This is a genomic window from Candidatus Dormiibacterota bacterium, assembly GCA_035635555.1.
Taxonomy (GTDB): domain Bacteria; phylum Acidobacteriota; class Polarisedimenticolia; order Gp22-AA2; family Gp22-AA2; genus Gp22-AA3.
In genome coordinates, this window is sequence record DASQAT010000026.1 from 87,205 (window position 1) to 106,658 (window position 19,454).

Sequence of the window (19,454 nt, forward strand, 5' to 3'; positions counted from 1 at the left end):
CGTGCTGGGGCTGGGGTATGTCGGTTCCGTATGCGCCGGGTGTCTGTCCAGGGATGGATTTGAGGTGGTCGGCATCGATATCAGCGAGTCGAAGGTCAGGCTCATCGAATCGGGAAAGAGTCCTGTGATGGAGCCCGGCCTGGAGGACCTGATCCGGGAAGGCCGGCGGACCGGCCGGCTCCGCGCGTCGACGACCCTGGACGAGTCCGCCCGCAGGGCGGATGCCTTCCTGGTGGCGGTGGGCACCCCCTCGGCCGGGAACGGATCCTCCGATCTCACCCATCTCATGCGCGCCCTGAGCCAGCTCGGGGACAGTCTGAGAGGGGTCGGCGAGTTTCAGGTGATCAATGTGAGGAGCACCGTCCCCCCCGGCACCATGAGAGGCAAGGTCATACCGATGCTCGAGGAGCGGAGCGGCCGCAAGGTCGGGAGGGATCTGGGAGTTGCGATGAACCCCGAGTTCCTGCGGGAGGAGACCTCGATCCGGGACTATGACTCGGCACCCTTCGACCTCTGCGGGGTCTCCGATTCGCGCTCGGCCGAGTTGCTGAGAACGCTCTACGCCGGGAAGAACAGGCCGTTTCACGCGACCTCCCTCGAGACGGCGGAGCTCGTAAAATACGTCAACAACGCCTTCCACGCCCTCAAGGTGTCCTTCGCCAACGAGGTGGGTCGCCTGGCGCGGGTGATGGGGGTGGACAGCCTGGAGGTCATGCGCCTGCTCTGCGAAGACCGTCGCCTGAATATCTCTCCAGCCTACCTGCGGCCCGGCATGGCCTTTGGCGGATCGTGCCTTCCCAAGGATCTCCGGGCGCTGGTCTACGAGGGGAGACGCAGGGACGTGACGGCCCCCTTGCTCGAATCGATCCTGGCGAGTAACGAAGCGCACCTCAAGGCCGCGATGGCGAAGATTCTCACCTACGGTCGTCCGCGGACCACCGTGCTGGGGCTCAGCTTCAAAGCCGGCACCGACGATCTCCGGGAAAGCGCCATGGTGCTGCTGGTGGAGGGCTTGCTGGGGAAGGGTGTTCCCGTGAAGATCTACGACCGGAACGTCCACCTCTCGTCCCTGGTGGGGACGAACAGAGAGTACATCCAGCGGGAAATCCCCCACATCGGTTCGCTCCTGGTCGGGACGCTCCCGGAGGCGCTGGAGGAGGCGGAGGTGGTCGTGGTCGGCACGGACGATCCCGAGGTCGACCAGGTGCCCGGCTTGCTGCGCGAAGGACAGATCCTCATCGACCTGTTCGGGCGGCTGGCGGCCGACGGGAGAACCCGTCCCGGAGGGATCTGCTGGTGACCATGGAGACGGCCCGCGAACGCATGGGCGCGGGAAGCCGCGTTCTTGGGAGGCTATTGCCCCCATTCCACCTCGCGCTGACCGCGACGGCCGGGCTGGCGCTCCTGGTCGCCGGAGCCGGCGCGATTCTCAATCTCCGCTCTCCAAAATACCTCGGTGCCGTGATCGTGATGAGCCTGGCGGGGGCGGTCTTCCTGGCCCTCCCGAGAAAGTTCAACTTCTTTCTCTATGCCGCGGGCTTCACGATGCCCTATTTCGTGGAGGTGATCCTTCTCCAACGGGACCGGGCGACCCTCGTCGTCACCGGAACTTCGCTGGTGATCGCCGTTCTCGCCATCGTCGGGGTCGCCACCGGCGTCCTGGGCAAGCCCAGGACGACGCTCGAGCCCGGGATCACCGTAGCGATGCTGATCTTCCTGTGTGCCTGCCTGCTCTCGATCGTGAACACCACCGATCGAACCCTCTCCGTCATGTCGCTCCTCCAGGAGGCGGAGATGCTCGTCATCTTCCTGGTCCTGGTCAACGCCATGCAGGACAAGAGCCACGCCATCATTTTTCTCAGAGGCCTCTATCTCGGTTTCGCTCTTCAATGTGTGATCTACCTCGTTCAGAACGCCGTCGGCTTCTCCTTCGACGTTCTCGGCAACACCAATCGGATCGGCGCCACCGACCTGGAGACCGGACGAATCGGGAGCCAGCGGGGAACATTCGCGAATGCCCCTGCCACGGCGGCGCTGTACTTCTCGCTCATGACTCTCTCCCTGACAGGCCTCTACTTGTCGCAGAAGAAGCTCTCCATTCGTCTGATGCCCCTGCTCGGCATGATGATGGGGCTCGGATGCCTGGTGCTTTCGGCCAAGCGGGCGCCCATGCTGGGCTTCGCCCTCGCCCTGATGGTGATGGTGGCTCTCCTGCAACGCCGCGCGCCCGGCGCGCTTCGAAGACTCCTCCCCGTGCTCGGCGCACTGAGCCTCGCATTTCTGGTTTGCCTGCCGGTGTTCATCCTTCGGGCCGAGTCCAACCATGAAGCGGCCCTTGAGGAACGCGTCAATCTGACACGTGTCGCGTGGAACATGTACCATGCGAATCCCGCTTTGGGTACCGGTTTCGGCACCTACGACAGTGTCAAGCGCGCCTACCTTCCTGCCGACTGGTCGGGCTGGCTCTACACCGTGCACTCCCGATATCTCCTCATCCTTGCAGAAACCGGAGCCGTGGGATTCTCGGCCCTGGTTCTTGTCTATCTCATGATCCTTCGAACGGCCTATCTCGGGATCCGAAGAATCGCGCCGGAGTTTCGTCCGCTCCAGATCTCCCTGGTCGCCGGACTCGTGGCGATCTTCTGGGAGCAGGCCTGGGACATCTTCAACAGTCGGCAGCAGGAGTATCTGCTCTGGTTCCTGGCGGCGATGGCGGCGGCTCTGCCCAGAGCCTTGTCCGCGAGCCAGGTCCGCGAGAGGGCATGACGAGCAGGATCCGTGCCTGGGGGTCGAACCTCATCCTCGCGGTGTTTTCAATCGCGGTGACCCTCGCAGGATTCGAGGGGGCGCTTCGCGTCTTCCTTCCCCAGAAACTCTACCGATTTCCCCGGGGCATGTTCCGGAACGATCCGGAACTGGTCTTCGGCCTGAGCCCTGGATTCGAGGGGACACTCCGGAATCCCGAATACACCACCCACGTCCGGATCAATTCACTCGGTCTGCGCGGTCCCGAGCCCGGCCCCAAGCGGGAGGGGGCCTTGCGGGTTCTCGTGCTCGGAGACTCATTCGTCTCGGCGTTCAACGTCGAGGAAGGCGAGACCTTTCTCGCCGCGGCGGAGGAGACGGTGCGTCCCTTGTCGGCGGGCGCGGACGTGGACATGGTCAATGCGGGAACCCCCAATTACGGCACGTGGCATGAGCTGCGGATGTTCCGGCGGCTCGCGGGGCCCTTGCGGACCGATGCCGCGGTGCTCTGTGTCTACGTGGGGAACGACGTCGAGAACAATCTCTCCCCCTCGGAGGCGATCGTCGAAGACGGCCTGCTGGTGGCCCGGCGCCGCCAGCCTGGGATCATTCCCTACCCGCTCCGCTCCTGGCTGCAGCGCAATTCGATGTCGTACGTCCTGCTCTGGAACGGATGGAACCAGATCCGTCCTCTGTTGGGGCGTGCCGGAAGCGACCCCTTGAGACCGGACAAGGACCTCGTGTCCCCGGTCGCGGCCCGGTACCTGGAGGACGGGTACGGAGTCACCCTGGACCTCCTGCGGCAGTTCCGTGACGAGGCGAAATCCCTGCGGATTCCAGTGCTCGTCGTTCTGATCCCTGCGGAGTTCCAGGTCTACACGGACGGCTTCGAGCGCTCGGTCCGACGGCAGGGGGTCGATCCGACCGCGTTCGATCTCGATCTTCCCCAGAAACGGTGGCGGGAGATGGCCCGGCAACTCGACCTGAGGGTTCTGGATTTGTTGCCGGTCTTTCGCTCGCACAGCTCGGGACCCTACCTTTATATGAGCCTGGACGGCCACCTCACCGTCGAGGGCAACCACGTAGCGGGAGAGGCTCTCGGACGCGCCCTCGCATCGGAACTCGGGCGCACGCGTGGCGCTGGTGAACGCTCGTGATCCGTGTCGTGCTTCTGGTGCCGGACCGGCCGACGGGCTGGGTGGACGGGAGGATCGCTCCCTTTTTCCATCCTTGCGAAAGCGAGGCTCACACCGCTCTCACGGCGGAAGGGTTCAGGGTGGAGACGGTGTACGCGGAGCACTTCCTGCGGTCCGGCCGGGCCGAGGCGGGCACCCTCGGCCTGATGTCGGGGGCGTGCGGGGAGTTGACGGAGAAGGTGACGCGGAAACTGACCGCAGCCGGCGGCCGCATGCTCATCCTGGAAGGAGGCCCGGGCAACGGCGGTCGCAGAAGAGCGGGTCAGTCGCGGCAGATCACGCTGACGGCTACCGGGGCCCGCCTCTCGCCGAGCCGGCTTCCCCGGCATCACCGGATTCAGGGTCTGCGAAAGCGGCTCCTTGCTTCGGCGGGGTGGGCGCTGGAGCCGCGCGAAGGCGAAGAAGTGGCGGGCCGCTGGGGCCGTTCGGGACCCGCCGTCCTCCTTGCGAGGCATCAAGGTGGAGCGACGGTCTGGAGAACGGGGCTCTCTCTGGACCGCCTCAGTTCGTCAGATCTGCTCCGGCTTCTGGGAGAAATCGTGAGCCTCGACGGGCCTCTTCTCCAGAGGCGATCCCCGCTTCCTGAGGGGGCAAGGGCCGTCGTCAGCCTGCTTCACGACGTGGAGGATCCGATTCTGAACGATCCCCGCGGGATCCAGAGTGTGCGGGACGGAACGGTTGCCTGCCTGCAGGCCGAGGCCAGGCACGGCTTCCGTGCGACCTACAATCTCGTGGGGAGATTCAGCCGGGAGATTCCCGACCTGGTGCGACGGATTGCGGCGGAAGGACACGAGCTGGCGAGCCATGGCGGCACCCACCAGGTGGTGGCGGATCTGGCGGACGACGCTCTGACGGACGACGTGGTCAGGGCGGAAGAGGAGATCCGGTCCATCACCGGCGCGCGCATCCAGGGGTTCCGGTCACCTCGCTCCCGCTGGAGCGGCCCCCTCCTGAGAGTGCTCGGCGAGCGAAGGTACAGTTGGAACGCCGAGGCGGATGACTCTCCCTTTCCCTATTCGATTCCCGGTGCCGGAAACGGCGGCTTGGTTCGCATGCCCGTCGCGGTGGACGACTGGGATTACGTGAAGCGCAACGCCTCCACCGGGGCCGTGCAGAAAGTCTGGATGAAGGAAGTGCGCTCGGCCATGGAACGCCGCTGCTGGGTGGCGATCGGATCCCACCCCTCGGTCCTCGGAGCGCGTCCCGAACGGGCCGCGGCCTTCGGGACCTTCCTGGGATGGCTGGCCGGGCAGGAGGTCCGGGTCCTCACGCTGGGAGAAGGCGCCTCCTGGTGGCGGGCCCGGATGGGGGGGCAGGAGACGGAGCGTGCGCGGGAGACCGGAGGAGACTTCGTTTGAGCCGCACCGCCAGGAATACCCTTCGGAATACCGCGCTGCTCGTCGCGTTCGAGGTCGCCAATCCACTCCTGTCGCTCCTCCTGGTGGGGACAATCGCCCGTCGGCTGGGGCCGGAAGGGACGGGTGCGTATAATCTCCTCCTCACCTTCTTCTTCGTGGCGCACTCCTTCACCTCGCTGGGCCTGAACTCATTGATCACGCGTGAGGTCTCACGGGACCGGGAGGCGGCCCGTCGCTACCTGTGCTCCTCCGCGTCGCTCGGGGTCGTCGTCGCCCTCCTGATGGCCGGAGGGGTGGTTCTGACGGTGCATCTCGCAGGATATGGACACGAAGTGGAAACGGGAGGATGGCTGGTGGCTGTCTCGCTCCTTCCTTCCATCGTCATCCTGTACAGCGAGGCGATCTTCATCGCCTTCGAAAAAGTGCAGTACATCGTCTTCATGGCGATGCTTGAGAACGCGGGGAGGGTCGCGGTCGGTCTCTGGCTTCTCCACAAGGGATATGGCGTCGTGTCGTTGATCGCCTCGTTCGCGGCGTTCCGTTTCCTGACCCTGGCGCTGAACCTGGCTCTCTTTCAACGGGAGATCACCCCGCTCGCCTGGAATCCAGATTCCCGGGTGACCTGGGAACTTGTGCGCAGTATTCCGGTCTTCGGGACAATCTTCGTCGTGGCCACCCTTTACTGGCGCGCCGACGTATTCATGCTCTCCAAAATGGCCACCCTGGCGGCGGTGGGGTACTACACCACCGGGTACCGGCTCTTCGCCATCGCGCAGGTGGTGCCCAAGAGTTTCAATACGTCCATCTATCCGGTGTTCTCCAAGCTCTTTCACCACTCGCCGGAGTCGTTCAAGAAGGCGAACAGCCTTTCCATCCGTTACGTCCTGGTCGTGCTCCTGCCCATTGCGGCGGGAGTGTATGGGCTTGCGGATCCATTGGTGCGCCTGCTTTTCGGGCGGGACTTCGCTCCCGCGGCCGGAGTCCTGAAAGTCGTGATCTGGACGCTGGTCCCGTACGGCATCGTGCGTGTCCTGGCTTCCGGTCTTTTCGCATCCAACCGGCAGGTGATCGATTTGAAAGTCAATGTGCTGGGCCTGGGCACGAACCTGCTGCTGAATCTGGCGCTGATCCCGCGATTTGGAATACTCGGCTGCGCCTGGGCGACGATGATCTCCATCTGGCTCTTTCTCGCCTTCCAGTGTTTCTTCCTGAGACGGGAAATCTTCCCGATGCTCCTCGAGGCGGAGATTCTGCGACCCGCGGTGGCGGCCGCCGCGATCCCGATCTGGCTCCGGCTCTGCTCCTCCCTGCCTCTGCCTCTGCAAATCCTGGGCGGGGCCCTTGTGTACGCGATCCTGCTGGTGCTCTTCCAGGTGGTCCGTCTGCAAGAGCTCAGGTCGGTGATGCCGGACCGCTTCGTGGCCCTTCTTCCCGAGGAGCACGAACCATGAGCGGCAGGACCGCGGCGTCCCACCGGCACCGCCTGCGGGCCCCTGGAGACGAGGTCACTCTCCTCGGCGTCCGATTCGACCGTCTGAGCCGCGCCGACTCGCTCGCCGCGCTTTCGGCCGGCTTCAGACAGGGCGAAGCCTGGAAGGTGTACATCGTCAATGCCCATACCCTGAACCTCGCCTGGAGGGATCGCGCGTTTCGCGAGGTCCTGAACGGGGCCGACCTGCTCCTCAACGACGGGACCGGCGTGAATCTGGCCGGCCGTCTGGCGGGGAAACGGTTTCCAGACAACCTGGTGGGGACGGACCTGGTGCCGCAGCTCTGCGAACGCGCGGTCTCCCAGGGGGTGGGCGTCTTCCTCCTGGGGGGAAAGGAGGGCGTTGCGGACAGCGCGGCTGAGCGGCTCCGTCTGCTGATCCCGGGACTTCGGATCCAAGGATCCCACCACGGCTACTTTTCCGAGTCCGAGACCGATCGCGTCGTCGAGCAGATCAATCGATCCGGCGCGGGAATTCTCCTGGTCGCCTTCGGAAATCCGCTCCAGGAGCTCTGGATCCATCGTCATTCGCCGCAACTGAGATGTGACCTTTCCATCGGCGTCGGCGGCCTGTTTCATTACCTGGCGGGTCACCTCGGACGCGCCCCCCTCTGGATGCGTCGGGCCGGCATCGAGTGGGTCCACATTCTGATGCGTCAGCCACACAAGTGGCGCCGCTACCTCCTCGGAAATCCGCTTTTCGTGGTCCGGGCATTGACAGACCGTCTGGGGTGGGGGCCTTGAACGTCCGGTCATCCGGAGCCAAGCGGGTGCTCAAGAGATGGGCGCGCCGGCTGGTGGCCGGAGGCAGCCGTCTGGCGGGCATCGGTCGCGGCGGTCGGCTCCGGCCGGGCCTGCGGATTCTCACCTACCACCGGGTGGCGGAGGATCGCCAGGATCCCTTCGCCGTCTCGCGGTCGGACTTCATCCGGCAAATGGAAACCGTGTCGCAGACGGGGGCTGTCCAGCCTCTGGAGGAAGCGATCGAAGGAATGAGCAGGGAAGGGGATACCGGACCACGAATCGCCCTGACATTCGATGACGGCACGGAAGACTTTCTCAGCTGCGCCCTTCCCGTCATCCGTCGCCTGGGACTGCCCGCCACGCTGTACGTCAGCCCCCTCCGCGTGGGTGAAAGGGGATTCCTGAACTGGGAGGAATTGAGCGCCGTGTGCCGGATGGGCGTGAGAATCGGATCCCACGGGTGGGATCACCAGTCGCTGGGCCGGTTGAATCCGGACGACGTATGGCAACAGGTGACCCGGTCCCGGGACGTTCTCCAGGATCGCCTTGGGCTCAAGGTGTCTTCACTGGCCTACCCCTACGGGACAGTCCGGGATTTCAACGACCATGTGAAAGAGCTGATCCGCCGCGCGGGGTACCTGTCGGCCTGCACCTCCGTGAACGGGGTGAATCGGAAGGCGACCGATCCGTACGAGCTCCTTCGAACCAAGATCGAACAGGGGGATGGCCCCTCCTTCCAGGGCATTCTCTGCGGGGGTCTGGATGCCTGGGCCCTGATCGATCGCAATCTCACCCTGATCCAGAACCGCTATGCCTGAGAGCGACCTCCGCCCGCCCCGTCCGCCGAACGATCCAGCCGCCGCCCCGACGCCTGTTCCGGACAGAGGGGCGGGATCCCGGGCGCTCGTCCTCGGCGTCATTTTTCTCCTGGCCATGCTGTTGAGACTCTGCTCCCTGGGCTCTCAGAGCGTCTGGATCGACGAGGCCTACTCCCTGCGGGTCGCCGCGCAGCCGGTCCTGTCGATGCTTGACGAGACGGCGCGGGACAATCATCCGCCGTTCTACTATCTCCTCCTCGCGGGCTGGATGCGGCTGGGACCCGGCACGGAGACCTGGGCGAGACTTCTTTCGGCATTGCTGGGGCTGGTGTTCGTCGCCGTCTTCTATTTCTTCTGCCGGGAGATCGTCCCGGAGACCACCGCGCAGGTTGCGACGTTGCTGCTGGCGCTGTCCCCTCTCGCAGTCTGGCATTCGCAGGACGCGCGGATGTACTCCCTGATGCTTGTCTGCGTCTACCTCGCCTTGACGTGCTTCCTCATCTATGTCCGGCGGCCGACTCGGGGCGTTCTGGCCGGCTTCGTATCGACTCTCATCCTGGCTCTGTACACGCACGTCTATGCGGCGTTCCTGATTCCCGTAATCCTGCTCTCCCTCGTGTTCAATCGCCGGGAGATACCCGCCCGCTCGGCGCGGAATCTCCTTCTGGGAATCGCCGTGGCAGGGGCCGCCTACGTGCCCTGGGCCTGGGTCGTCTTCAGCGCCGCGCTGCATCGCGCCGGGTTCTACAAGCCGATCACCGTATTCTCCGTTCCCTATGCCCTCTATGCGTTCAGCGTGGGGTACAGCCTCGGTCCTTCCCTGGCGGAGATGCACCGGTTGGTGCGCACCGTCGCCATCCCACCGGACCAGATCCGGGTGGTGGGTGTCGCGGCCCTCGTTTTCGGAGGCGCGCTGCTGTCGGGCCTGGTCGCCGTTCGCAGGTGCCGGGCCGGTCAGGCCCGTTTCCTGCTCCTCCTGTTCGGCATTCCGCTCCTCCTCCCCGTGCTGGTCACTCTCCTGAGCCGGATCGATTTCAACGCGCGATACGCCTTGATTTCCTTCCCTGCCTACCTGGTGTTGCTCGCGCTCGGGCTCGTGTCCCGGCGCGGTGTGTGGCTGAGGATCGGCCTGGCGGGCGGAGTCTTTCTCTTGATGGGGGTCAGTCTTCTGAATCACTACCGGGATCAGAAATACTCCAAGGAAGACGCTCGCTCTGCCGTTCAGTGGATTCGGAGCCGTAGCGGACCCCAGGACTGCGTGCTGGTCATCGGAGTGTACCCGGCCTTCCACTATTACGAAGGAGCGACCGACAGGAGCAGGTGGCTGGACTTTCGTGAAACGGAGAGGCTGCCCGCGACCGAGGCGACCCTGGCCCAGTGGTCTCATCAGTGCCCGCGCCTCTGGTTCGTCACGGGAAGGAGCTGGGAGGAAGACCCTCTCGACCTGGCGATTCCCACGCTCGAGAAATTCTTCGACCGGGCGGATGAGAAGAGCCTGAGCGGCATCCGGATCGTGGAGTTTCGGCCTCGATCGGAAGATGGGCGCGGGGAGGCAGCGGAAACGGGGACCCCGGGTTGCAGAAACGTCACGTCGGTTTCGAGAACGCAACCCCGCACGCGGACTCCGGCCCGCCCGGCCGCACACCGTCGTCCTAACTTGTTTGACGATAACCGCTGGCCCGGTGGCGTGATCCTTGCTAGTGTAGAACCGAAGACCGTCCCAGCCGGGACGGTTCACGGCGGCATTTCGCGAAGTCGGAGGAGGGGAAGATGCCGAAGATCATCCCTATCGCCCCCCTTGCACACTGCCGGGTAGCGGCGATGGTCGGTATCGGCGCGCTAGTCTTCATGACCGCAAGCCTCCCTGTCACGGCGGCCACGTACTATGTCGACGGCAACTGCCCGAGCGCCGGGGACGGGACGACAACGGCCTGCGGCACGCACGGGCCGAAGCTGGACATCCAGAGCGGCATCGGGCTGCTCTCTGCCGGTGACACATTGAACATCCGGGGCGTCCACACGGCGCACGACGGGGAGACCCGGAACTCTGACGGTCGCTATTTCGGAGACCAGTTCTCGATCTCCGGCAAGAATGGGTCGTCCGGATCGCCCATCACGATCCAGGGCTACGGCTCGGAGACGGCCTACCTGGACGGCACGATGCTTCCACTCTCGGGCTGGACACAATGCACGAGCTGCGGCAGCGGAGTCTGCGGAGGCGTCCCCGGCACCTGTGCCGACACCTGGTACGCCACGAGCAGCCCGCCTTCGAGCAAGGTCATCGGCGCCCAGAAGCCGGACGGCAGCATGACGTACCGCGTCACGTCCTCTTCCGATCTCACGAACGCCCACTCCGGATACGCCGGAACCGCGCCGGAGATCGACTCCTACAGCCCGCAGAGCGTCGGCGGAACAATCCTGGTCAAGTGGGGGCAGGGGGGCAACGCGCCCCTCGGGTCCGCCAACCCGAAGCCCTACGTGTTCAACGACAACAACGCCTATGGATTCGTCATCAACAGCAGCAGCTTCATCACCATCAAGGGCCTGACCTTTCGCTGCCATCGGCGCTACGCGGTGAGCATCGACTCCGGCTCGCACGACATCATCGTCCAGAACAACAAGATTCTGTATGACTCGGATGTGACCGGCAACGGCAGCGGCTACGGCATCGGCTCGTTCGGAGCGACGAACATCACCATCACCGGAAACGAGATCGGCTGGTCCGACAGCGAGGGAATCCACGTTCAAGCCGCCGCGTCGGGCCCTACGGTCTATACGATCACCGGAAACTGGATTCATGACAACGGCAACCAGAACGTCATGGGGCCCGCCGCGACCGGGACGCCCTGCGGCATGATTCTGGGCGACAACGGGGGAGGCACCGGCAACGGCGACTACACCGGATCGGTCATCGACAACAACCTCATTTCCAGGCAGAAGAGCGGATCCTCCATAGGACGAGGCATCATCCTGGAGAACAACAGCAACAATTGGATCATCCGGAGCAACATCTTCGAGGGCTCGGACGGCGAGTGCATCAAGCTGGACGCCAACGGGATCAGCACCAACGGGAACCAGATCTACAACAACATCTTCCTGCGCTGCGGACAGGGGGGCGGCGGACCGGGACTCTATTTCAACGTCACCGGCTCCAACAAGTCGGCGAGCAACAACAAGGTCTACAACAACACCTTCGTCGACAACGTCGGCGGGGCCATCGCCTCGTCATGCTCGGGGCCCTGCACCGGCAACGTCTTCCGAAACGATCTCCTGTACGACTCAGGATCGCGCCAGCTCGTGTACTGGTCCCCGGGTGGCACGTTCCAGAACAACCTCGTCTACTCGTCCGCGGGCGGGACCCTGGTCTCGTTCAACGGAAGGACGTCGGGGTGTTCCGGGCTCGTGGTGTCGGCCGATGTGGATAACGATGGCACCGCCAACGACAGCGTGATCTGTGCCAATCCACTTCTCCTGTCGCTGTCGGGCAACGACCTGCACCTCAACTCCCTGTCGCCGGCCCGGGACAAGGGGACCGCCAACGGCATGCCGGCAGGGAGGACCGCCAGCATCTACAACACCGTGGCGGGCGCCCATAACTTTCCGTCCTACGCGGACAACCAGTCTCTGGGCGGGTCCGCCTGGGACATCGGCGCCGTGGAGTATGGTGCCGCAGTCGGCCCCTCGGCGACCCTGGTTCTCAGCGATCCGTCTCCCACCGCAGCAGGGAACGTGGGGCTGGTGCTGACCACATCGGCGTCGGTCGTGCAGTTGCCGGGGCCGTTGGTGTTCACCGCCAGCGACAGCAGCACCCGGACGATCGTCCTCAGTGGCGCCGTGCCGGGGACCACGTTCACCGGCACCTTGAGGGTCGATACAACCATCCCCGACGGTCCGGGCACATTCTCGCTGCCTCTCAACAGTCTTGTCGATGCGTCCGGAAACCTCGGGAACGCCATCGTCAGCGGCTCCCAGACCCTGATCGACAAGACTCCGCCTGCCGCTCCGTCGAACCTGCGGACCGGCAGCTGAGTCAGACCCTCCGATAGACGAGGAGTGCCCCGAGCGGGTAACCCGAAGCATCGTCCGTACGCGCCCAGAAATTGACCAGAGCGAGCAGTGGCTCGAGAGGTCTGATGGCGATGCGAAGGTAGCGCGGCAGGCGACTCGTGGCGCTCAGCATGGGATCGAGATTGAGCCATTCCCCCATGATGACTCTCTGGGTCAGCCTCAGCCCCTCCGTCGCCAGGCGCTCGTTCAGCCTCTCCATGTCGTAGTGCCGTTCGTAAAACCGCGGCGCCGGCAGCGGCATCCCCTTGCTGTCGACCGAGAGCCAGATGTCGTCCCGCTTCCGTCGGTAGGGGATCTGAACGACAAGCGTGCCTCCGGGCTTGAGGACCCGCCGGAACTCCCGCAGCGAAACGGCATCGCCGTCGTCCGGAATATGCTCGATGACACTGATGGAGTAGATGAAGTCGAATGTCTCGTCGGGGTACGTCAAGTGACGGGCGTCCTGGTATTCGACGAAGTAGTTTGACAGACCGAGAGCATCCGCGGCCGGCTTCCATCTGGAGAAGATCTTGTCGTCGTCGAGATCCGTCGCGCGCACTTCCCGGGATGTCAAGGTCGCGAAGAACACGCTGGGGAGTTTCGGGCTGCTGACGTCCAGGGTCCGGGGATTGTCGAAGCGAAGGAATTCCTGATAGGTGAAGGCGTTCGGGAGGAACCGCCAGTATCCCACCGGAGAAATCAGCAGCCTGATTCCTTCGACAAACATGCCCCGCAGGATCATCCGGACACCCAGGCCGAGCGCGAACACATACAGGCGCAGAGCGCTCCTTCTCATCGCGAAGCTCCCGGCAAAGGGGGATTCTGCGTTCGGGCTCAAAGCCATTTCGTCAGGATGCCTCGTGAGCGGCGCGTCGCTCCGCGAGGACCACCGTGCAATCTCCGAGTGGACGCGTCTCGAGCAGGCCCTCGAGGGGATTGCGCAGCCTCAAGATGTCGTAGATGAAAAAACGCAGGGGCCGGGGCCAGTTGTGACTCATGAAGACGGGGAAGAAGCTGAAGGCATAGATCGTTCGGACGGGCATCCAGCCCGTGGTCTTCAGCCGCGTCTGCAGCTCTGCCGGGACGAGCCAGTTTTCGATCGGCTGAAGCTCGCCGGGTCTGAACCGCATCCTCTCCGACACCGATCGATTCGGCGTGGTGACGATGAGGTGGCCGCCCGGATTGACTTTGTCGAAGACATTTCGCAGGAGGCGAAGCTGATCGTGGTCGGGGAAGTGCTCGAGGACCTGGGACAGGACGCACACGTCGAAGCCCTCATCGACGATGGCGATGTCGGGGAGGACTCCCAGGTGGAACTGTCCCTTCACCGCGGCGCGGGCCGTCGAAATTCCGACCTTCGATTGGTCCAATCCCACGACCTCGCCGTACTTGGTCAGCACCACGGAAATCAGCCCGCTCCCGCAGCCGGGCTCCAGGATTCTCCGGGGCCGCCCGGAGGGCTGCGGTGTCAGAGTCATCATCTTCCGGATGGCCCGGATCCGGCACTTATGGTGCTGATCGGCGCGGCGGCTCCTCGCCCAGAGCGCGTCGTAGTATTCCGCAGAGGAAACCCCGGGTCGATTCACGACTCGCTCGAACGGGGAAGCACCGGCAGGAGGGCCGGCAGCATTCCTGGCGCAAGTCGGGCGTACTCGGCCGCCAACCGCCTCTCCAGGAGGTGAATGTGAAATTCCCGCGCCGCCCTCAACCCCGCGCGGCTGCCCATGCGTCGCCGCAGGCTCGTGTCCCGAGCCAACCGATCGATCCGATCGGCCAGGACATCCACCGCGCCTGCCGGGACGAGAAACCCCTCCTCGCCGTCGTCCAGCATCTCCGGAACGGCGCCCACAGGGGTGGCCACGACCGGGAGGCCCGCCGCCATTGCCTCGATGACGGTGTTGGGCATGTTTTCAAACTGTGAAGGAAGGACGAACAAGTCGGCCGAGCGATAGAGGCTGGACTTCTCCTCTCCCGCCACCGGCCGGACGCTCTTCCAAGCGTCTCCCTCCGGGCCGAGCATCGCTGAGATCTCTTCCAGTCGTGCCGTCCTTCCAGCCAGGACGAGCATCAGGTTCGGATGTCGCGATCGGACCCGTTTGACGGCTTCCAACAGGTCCGGAAGCCCCTTGTCGGCATCCAGCCGGGGGTCCCGGGTTGCGATAAACAGAAGGACCAGCCGATCCGCGGGGATTCCGAAACGGACGCGATCCGGCGTCCCTTCGAAGAAGCCCTCGGTCAGCGTGGCGTTGGGAATCACGGCCACGGGGCGGCCATCGGAAAGCCTGTGGAAGTATTCCGCCCAGCGAGGGGAGAGTGCCAGCAGGCCGTGGGGAAGGCGTAGGACAAATCGGATGATCCGACGGCGGAGCGGCCCGGCCTTCTCGACGAAGGCGGGGAAGTCGCCGGCGTGGAGCTGGAGGAGCACCTTTCTTCCGAAGAGCCGGGCCAGAGCGGCGTACAGCCCGTGCTGAAAGAAATTGATCCCCGTCGCCGCCTTCACGTGCACGATCCGGGGCCTCACTCGCAGCAGCGCCGCGATGAAGCGGGCGCAGGCGGACACTTGGAAGGCGAGTTTTCGAGGAAGCCCGCGGGTAGGATTCCCGTTCCGCGCCGTGTTGAAGAGGCGCATGGAGACCCTGCAGGAGAGCTCCGTATCGAGCAGGAGCTTCACTCCGGTCTCAATCCCGCCAAGGAGCGGAGGACCGGGCAGCGGTGCCACAAGCAGCACCTCCCCCTTCCTGCGCTCCTCCCAGGGCGACCGGTTCGTACCTGCAGGGGGAAAACCGCCTCGGGACAATCTCTCGCCGCCCACCACGGTCCCGCCCCGTCAAGAGTACGGATTTCCGGAATTCTTCGGTGCTCAGCCTCTGCCGCGAGCGCCTGGATGGGCAAAGATACACCGAAAGGGCTCCCGTGTGCCAGAGGGCACGGCTTGGACGGAACAAGGATCCCGGCGCTCCCGTCGGGCTATGCTAGCATTCGCCCTGGACGATCGCTCCTCCTCGGGATTGGACGGCCCCTCTCGCCCTATGTGCGGCATCGCCGGATACATCAACATCGATCCTTCCCGACCCGCCGAGACTGGAATACTGCGCTCGATGACCGATGCCATCGCCCATCGCGGACCCGATGACGAAGGACTCTTCGTGCAGGGAGGCGTCGCGCTGGGCATGCGGCGCCTGGCGATCATCGATCTGGAGACAGGCCAGCAGCCGATCTCGAACGAAGATGGCACCATCTGGATCGTCTTCAACGGCGAGGTCTACAACTATCCGGGCCTGACGGAGGACTTGATCGGCCGGGGGCACCGGTTCAAGACCCGCTCCGACACGGAGGTGCTGGTGCACCTCTACGAGGAACGGGGAGACGATTTCGTCACGGCCATCAATGCGATGGCGGCCTTGGCGCTCTGGGACAGTCGGAGGCAGCGCCTGGTCCTGGCCCGGGACCGGCTGGGGAAGAAGCCGTTGCACTATGCGCTGACTCCCGAGGCGTTCGTCTTCGGCTCGGAGATCAAGGCGCTCCTTCGCCATCCCGCGGTCCGCGGGGAGATCGACCACAGTTCTCTCGCGCGCTACCTCGTGCATGAGTACGTTCCCTGCCCCAGGACGATTTACCAGGGCATTCTGAAGCTGCGCCCCGGTCACCTGGGAGTCCTCGAGGGAGGCCGGTTCACCGAGCGCCGCTACTGGGACCTTCCGGGTCAGCGGTGGCCTGAGGGCCGGACGGAAGCGGCTCCGCCCGCGGCGGAGGTCGAGGACGAGATACGGCAGACCCTGCTGGATGCGGTCAGGTGCCGCCTGATATCCGACGTTCCTCTCGGGGTCTTCTTGTCCGGAGGAATCGACTCGACCTCGATCGTGGCCTGCATGTCGCGCGCCGCTCCGGGCAGCGTTCGCAGCCTCTCGGTCTCCTTCAAGGAGCCTTCGTTCGACGAGTCGGTCCATTTCCGCAAAGTGGCGCGATATTTCGCCACCCAGCACGAAGAGCGGATTCTCACGCCCACAGCGCTCCTCGACGTCCTGCCCTCACTGGCGTCCACTCTCGACGAGCCGCTGGGGGACGCGTCCATCCTGCCCACCTACCTCCTGTCGCGATTCGCGCGGGAGAGCGTGAAAGTCGCGCTCGGGGGAGAGGGAGGCGACGAGCTGCTGGCGGGGTATCCCACCTATCAGGCCCACCGGCTGGCCCGCGTCTACGAGGGATTTCCGGCGGCGGTCCGCAGGACGGTCATCGAGCCGCTGGTGCGTCGGCTGCCCGTGTCGCGCTCCAACATCAGCTTTGATTTCAAGGCCAGGAAGTTCGTCAGCGGCGCGGGGCATCCGCCGGAGATCCGGAACCAGATCTGGCTCGGGTCGTTCTCGGGCCCCGAGGCGCTGTCGATCCTCAGCCGGGAGCTGAGGGAGCCGCTCGCGACGACCGATCTCTTCGACGAAGCCAGACGGCACATGGATTGCGCCCCGGCGTCCGACGTTCTCGGGAAGCTCCTGTACGTCGATCTGAAGATGTACCTCCAGGACGGCATCCTGGTGAAGGTCGATCGGGCCAGCATGGCCTGCTCGCTCGAGGTGCGTGCGCCGATGCTGGATTACCGCTTCGTCGAGCTGATCGCCCGCCTGCCCACGTCCTGGAAACTGCGGGGGATGACGACGAAGCACGTGTTCAAGCGCGCCATGAAGCCCTGGCTCCCGCCGGGGATCGTCGGCCGCCCTAAGAAAGGGTTCGGGATCCCGGTCGCCGAGTGGTTGCGCGGGCCGCTCCGCGACATGATGCTGGATCTCCTGTCCCCCGCACGGTTGAAACAGCAGGGGCTCCTGGAGCCCGCCGTGGTCACGGGTTTGATTCAGGATCACATCGAGGGGCGACGCGACAATCGCAAGCCGATCTGGACCCTCTTGATGATGCAGCTCTGGCTGGAGAGCTGGGGAAGGATGCGCTCGCGTGAAGCCGTCACTGCTTGAGCACCTGGCCTGTCCCTCCTGTCACGGGCGCTTCGATCTTGCGGCGTCGTCATCCCAGGGGGCCGAGGTGATGGAGGGGGTTCTGCGTTGCCGCGACTGCCGCGCGACCTATCCCGTGCGGCGCGGCGTGCCTCGTTTCGCGGAGTCCGCACCGACGGATGAGGCGGCGCGCACGGCCGCGGCTTTCGGCTGGGAATGGCGGACCTTCTCGCGGGTGGACGATCATCACGAGCAGCAGTTCCTGGACTGGATCGCGCCGGCCGGCCGGAACACGTTCCGCGGCCAGGTCGTCCTGGAAGGGGGATGCGGGAAAGGCAGACACACGCGTCTCGCATCGCGTTACGGGGCGGCCGCGATCATCGGGGTCGATCTGTCCGACGCGGTCGATACGGCCTTCGACAACACACGCGACGAGCCGACCGCCCATATCGTCCAGGCCGACCTGCTCAGCCTGCCGCTCCGACCCGCGTCGTGTGATTACGCGTTCTCGGTGGGCGTGCTGCACCACCTTTCGAATCCTTCCGCGGGTTTTCGCGCTCTCAGCGGGGCGGTGCGACCGGGGGGCGCCGTCTCCATCTGGGTCTACGGCGCCGAGAACAACGCCTGGATCACGAACATCGTCTCGCCGTTCAGGATCGGGCTGACGTCCAGGCTGCCGCCCCGTCTCCTGCATGCCCTCTCGTTCGTCGTGGCCCTGCCACTCTGGATCCTCCTCGCCGCCGCCTACCGGCCGGCTCGGAGCCCCCGCTTCGCCTGGACGCGACGCTTCCTCTTCTACTACCCGTACCTGGGGTACATCAGCGTGTTCCCCTTCCGGGAAATCCACGCCATCGTCCACGATCATCTGACCGCCCCGGTCGCGCACTATCTGAGGCGCGATGTGGTCGAGCAGTGGTACCGTAGCGTGGGCGCGCGGGACACCGTCATTTCGTGGCACAACCGGAATAGCTGGAGGGGGTACGGCCTGATGCCAGCCATCCCGAAAGCGGAAGCCGCAGGTATCCGGACACCATGACCCGGCCACCGACGCTGTCGATCGTGGTACCCCTGTACAACGAGAAGGAGAACGTCGACCCGCTGCACGCGGAGATTGACTCCGCGATGTCGGCGTTCGCCGGCGCGGGAGGTGTCTGGGAGGTCATCTACGTCGACGACGGAAGTACCGACGGGACGTACGAGCGGCTCCGGGCGACTCAGGCCGCCCACCCGGACAGGGTATCGGTCGTCCGTCTGCGGCGCAATTTCGGACAGACGGCGGCTCTCGCCGCGGGATTCGACCAGGCCCGCGGCAGCGTGATCGTAACGATGGATGGCGATCTTCAGAACGACCCGGCCGACATCCCCCGGCTTCTCGAGGAGTTGAGCCGAGGCCAGGATGTGGTCAGCGGGTGGCGGAGGATAAGGCGCGATCCGCTCTTCACCAGGCGGCTTCCCTCCCGCGCGGGGAACTGGCTGATCAGCGCTGTCACCGGAGTAGCCCTGCACGACTACGGCTGCACGCTCAAGGCCTATCGTCGCGAGGTGCTCGATCAGATGACCCTCTACGGCGAGATGCACCGGTTTCTCCCGGCCCAGGCCCATTGGGTAGGAGCCAGGATCGGCGAGCTGCCCGTGGGGCATCGCCCGCGCACCCGAGGGGAGTCCAAGTACGGTCTCTGGCGGGTGTACCGGGTCCTGCTGGATCTGGTGACCGTGCGCTTCCTCGGAGTGCACGGCACCAAGCCTCTGCACGCCTTCGGGGCGCTGGGCTGCATCTTCGGCGCGTTGGGCGTCGCGACGATCGGGATCCTGAGCTACCTCAAGTACGCCACGGGCGTCAGCTTCATCCAGTCGCCCCTCCTGCTGCTTTCGGCGCTGTTCGTCATGCTGGGCGGACAGAGCTTCCTTCTCGGACTTCTCGCGGAGATCGCGGTCCGAACCTACTACGAGTCGCAGCAGAAGCCGATCTACATCGTCAAGGACTTGCTGCGGGCGGGGGAGCCGCAGCCTCCTGAAGACGACCCGCTGCGCGAGCGGCGCGTCAGCGGGGCCCCGGCAGGGGGATCGGGCCGCCACGGCCGATGGGGCGGCCAGGACTGATCCTGGGCGAGGCGCAG

Annotated in this window: 15 protein-coding genes; 12 read left to right on the plus strand and 3 right to left on the minus strand. The window is 65.0% G+C overall.

Annotated features, from left to right (window positions below):
* The first annotated feature begins 1 nt into the window (after position 1).
* The 9 genes from VEW47_06470 to VEW47_06510 are packed head-to-tail and all read left to right on the plus strand — an operon-like array spanning position 2 to position 12,379.
* Positions 2–1,300 carry a nucleotide sugar dehydrogenase gene (locus VEW47_06470; GenBank protein ID HYS04820.1) on the plus strand — a complete coding sequence of 433 codons (1,299 nt, stop codon included), beginning with the start codon at positions 2–4 and terminating at the stop codon, positions 1,298–1,300.
* A gap of 2 nt (positions 1,301–1,302) precedes the next feature.
* The gene (locus tag VEW47_06475; GenBank protein ID HYS04821.1) at positions 1,303–2,766 is read left to right on the plus strand and encodes an O-antigen ligase family protein; all 1,464 of its coding nucleotides are present in this window, start codon (positions 1,303–1,305) and stop codon (positions 2,764–2,766) included.
* Positions 2,763–3,902, plus strand: coding sequence for a hypothetical protein (locus tag VEW47_06480; protein HYS04822.1), 1,140 nt, complete (start codon positions 2,763–2,765; stop codon positions 3,900–3,902). Before VEW47_06475 ends, VEW47_06480 begins: the two co-directional genes overlap by 4 nt.
* Positions 3,899–5,299 carry a polysaccharide deacetylase family protein gene (locus VEW47_06485; protein ID HYS04823.1) on the plus strand — a complete coding sequence of 467 codons (1,401 nt, stop codon included), beginning with the start codon at positions 3,899–3,901 and terminating at the stop codon, positions 5,297–5,299. The genes VEW47_06480 and VEW47_06485 overlap by 4 nt, the downstream gene beginning before the upstream one ends.
* A complete protein-coding gene (locus VEW47_06490) occupies positions 5,296–6,750 on the plus strand; it encodes a flippase (GenBank protein HYS04824.1) in 1,455 nt (484 codons plus the stop codon). The genes VEW47_06485 and VEW47_06490 overlap by 4 nt, the downstream gene beginning before the upstream one ends.
* Entirely contained in the window at positions 6,747–7,532 is a 786-nt protein-coding gene (locus VEW47_06495; protein ID HYS04825.1) for a WecB/TagA/CpsF family glycosyltransferase, read from the plus strand. The genes VEW47_06490 and VEW47_06495 overlap by 4 nt, the downstream gene beginning before the upstream one ends.
* A 26-nt stretch (positions 7,533–7,558) precedes the next feature.
* A complete protein-coding gene (locus VEW47_06500) occupies positions 7,559–8,350 on the plus strand; it encodes a polysaccharide deacetylase family protein (protein HYS04826.1) in 792 nt (263 codons plus the stop codon).
* Entirely contained in the window at positions 8,343–10,166 is a 1,824-nt protein-coding gene (locus VEW47_06505; protein HYS04827.1) for a glycosyltransferase family 39 protein, read from the plus strand. The genes VEW47_06500 and VEW47_06505 overlap by 8 nt, the downstream gene beginning before the upstream one ends.
* Positions 10,121–12,379 carry a right-handed parallel beta-helix repeat-containing protein gene (locus VEW47_06510; GenBank protein ID HYS04828.1) on the plus strand — a complete coding sequence of 753 codons (2,259 nt, stop codon included), beginning with the start codon at positions 10,121–10,123 and terminating at the stop codon, positions 12,377–12,379. Before VEW47_06505 ends, VEW47_06510 begins: the two co-directional genes overlap by 46 nt.
* A 1-nt stretch (position 12,380) precedes the next feature.
* On the opposite strand, the gene VEW47_06515 is transcribed toward VEW47_06510, so the two are convergent.
* Genes VEW47_06515 through VEW47_06525 form a run of 3 tightly spaced genes read right to left on the minus strand, consistent with a single transcriptional unit; the run spans position 12,381 to position 15,125 of the window.
* Complete coding sequence (locus VEW47_06515; protein HYS04829.1) at positions 12,381–13,193, minus strand: class I SAM-dependent methyltransferase; 813 nt, start codon at positions 13,191–13,193, stop codon at positions 12,381–12,383.
* 52 nt (positions 13,194–13,245) lie between these two features.
* The gene (locus VEW47_06520) at positions 13,246–13,983 is read right to left on the minus strand and encodes a class I SAM-dependent methyltransferase (protein HYS04830.1); all 738 of its coding nucleotides are present in this window, start codon (positions 13,981–13,983) and stop codon (positions 13,246–13,248) included.
* The gene (locus tag VEW47_06525) at positions 13,980–15,125 is read right to left on the minus strand and encodes a glycosyltransferase family 4 protein (GenBank protein ID HYS04831.1); all 1,146 of its coding nucleotides are present in this window, start codon (positions 15,123–15,125) and stop codon (positions 13,980–13,982) included. Before VEW47_06525 ends, VEW47_06520 begins: the two co-directional genes overlap by 4 nt.
* A 301-nt stretch (positions 15,126–15,426) precedes the next feature.
* Here VEW47_06525 and asnB point away from each other — a divergent pair, with 301 nt between their 5' ends.
* From asnB to VEW47_06540, 3 genes are read left to right on the plus strand one after another with little or no spacing between them, the layout of a single operon-like run.
* Positions 15,427–17,358 (plus strand): asparagine synthase (glutamine-hydrolyzing), encoded by a 1,932-nt coding sequence (asnB, locus tag VEW47_06530; GenBank protein ID HYS04832.1) that lies wholly within the window; start codon positions 15,427–15,429, stop codon positions 17,356–17,358.
* Positions 17,339–18,373 carry a methyltransferase domain-containing protein gene (locus tag VEW47_06535; protein HYS04833.1) on the plus strand — a complete coding sequence of 345 codons (1,035 nt, stop codon included), beginning with the start codon at positions 17,339–17,341 and terminating at the stop codon, positions 18,371–18,373. The genes asnB and VEW47_06535 overlap by 20 nt, the downstream gene beginning before the upstream one ends.
* Positions 18,370–19,437, plus strand: a complete 1,068-nt coding sequence (locus tag VEW47_06540; protein ID HYS04834.1) for a glycosyltransferase family 2 protein — start codon at positions 18,370–18,372, stop codon at positions 19,435–19,437. Before VEW47_06535 ends, VEW47_06540 begins: the two co-directional genes overlap by 4 nt.
* The last annotated feature ends 17 nt before the right edge of the window (positions 19,438–19,454 follow it).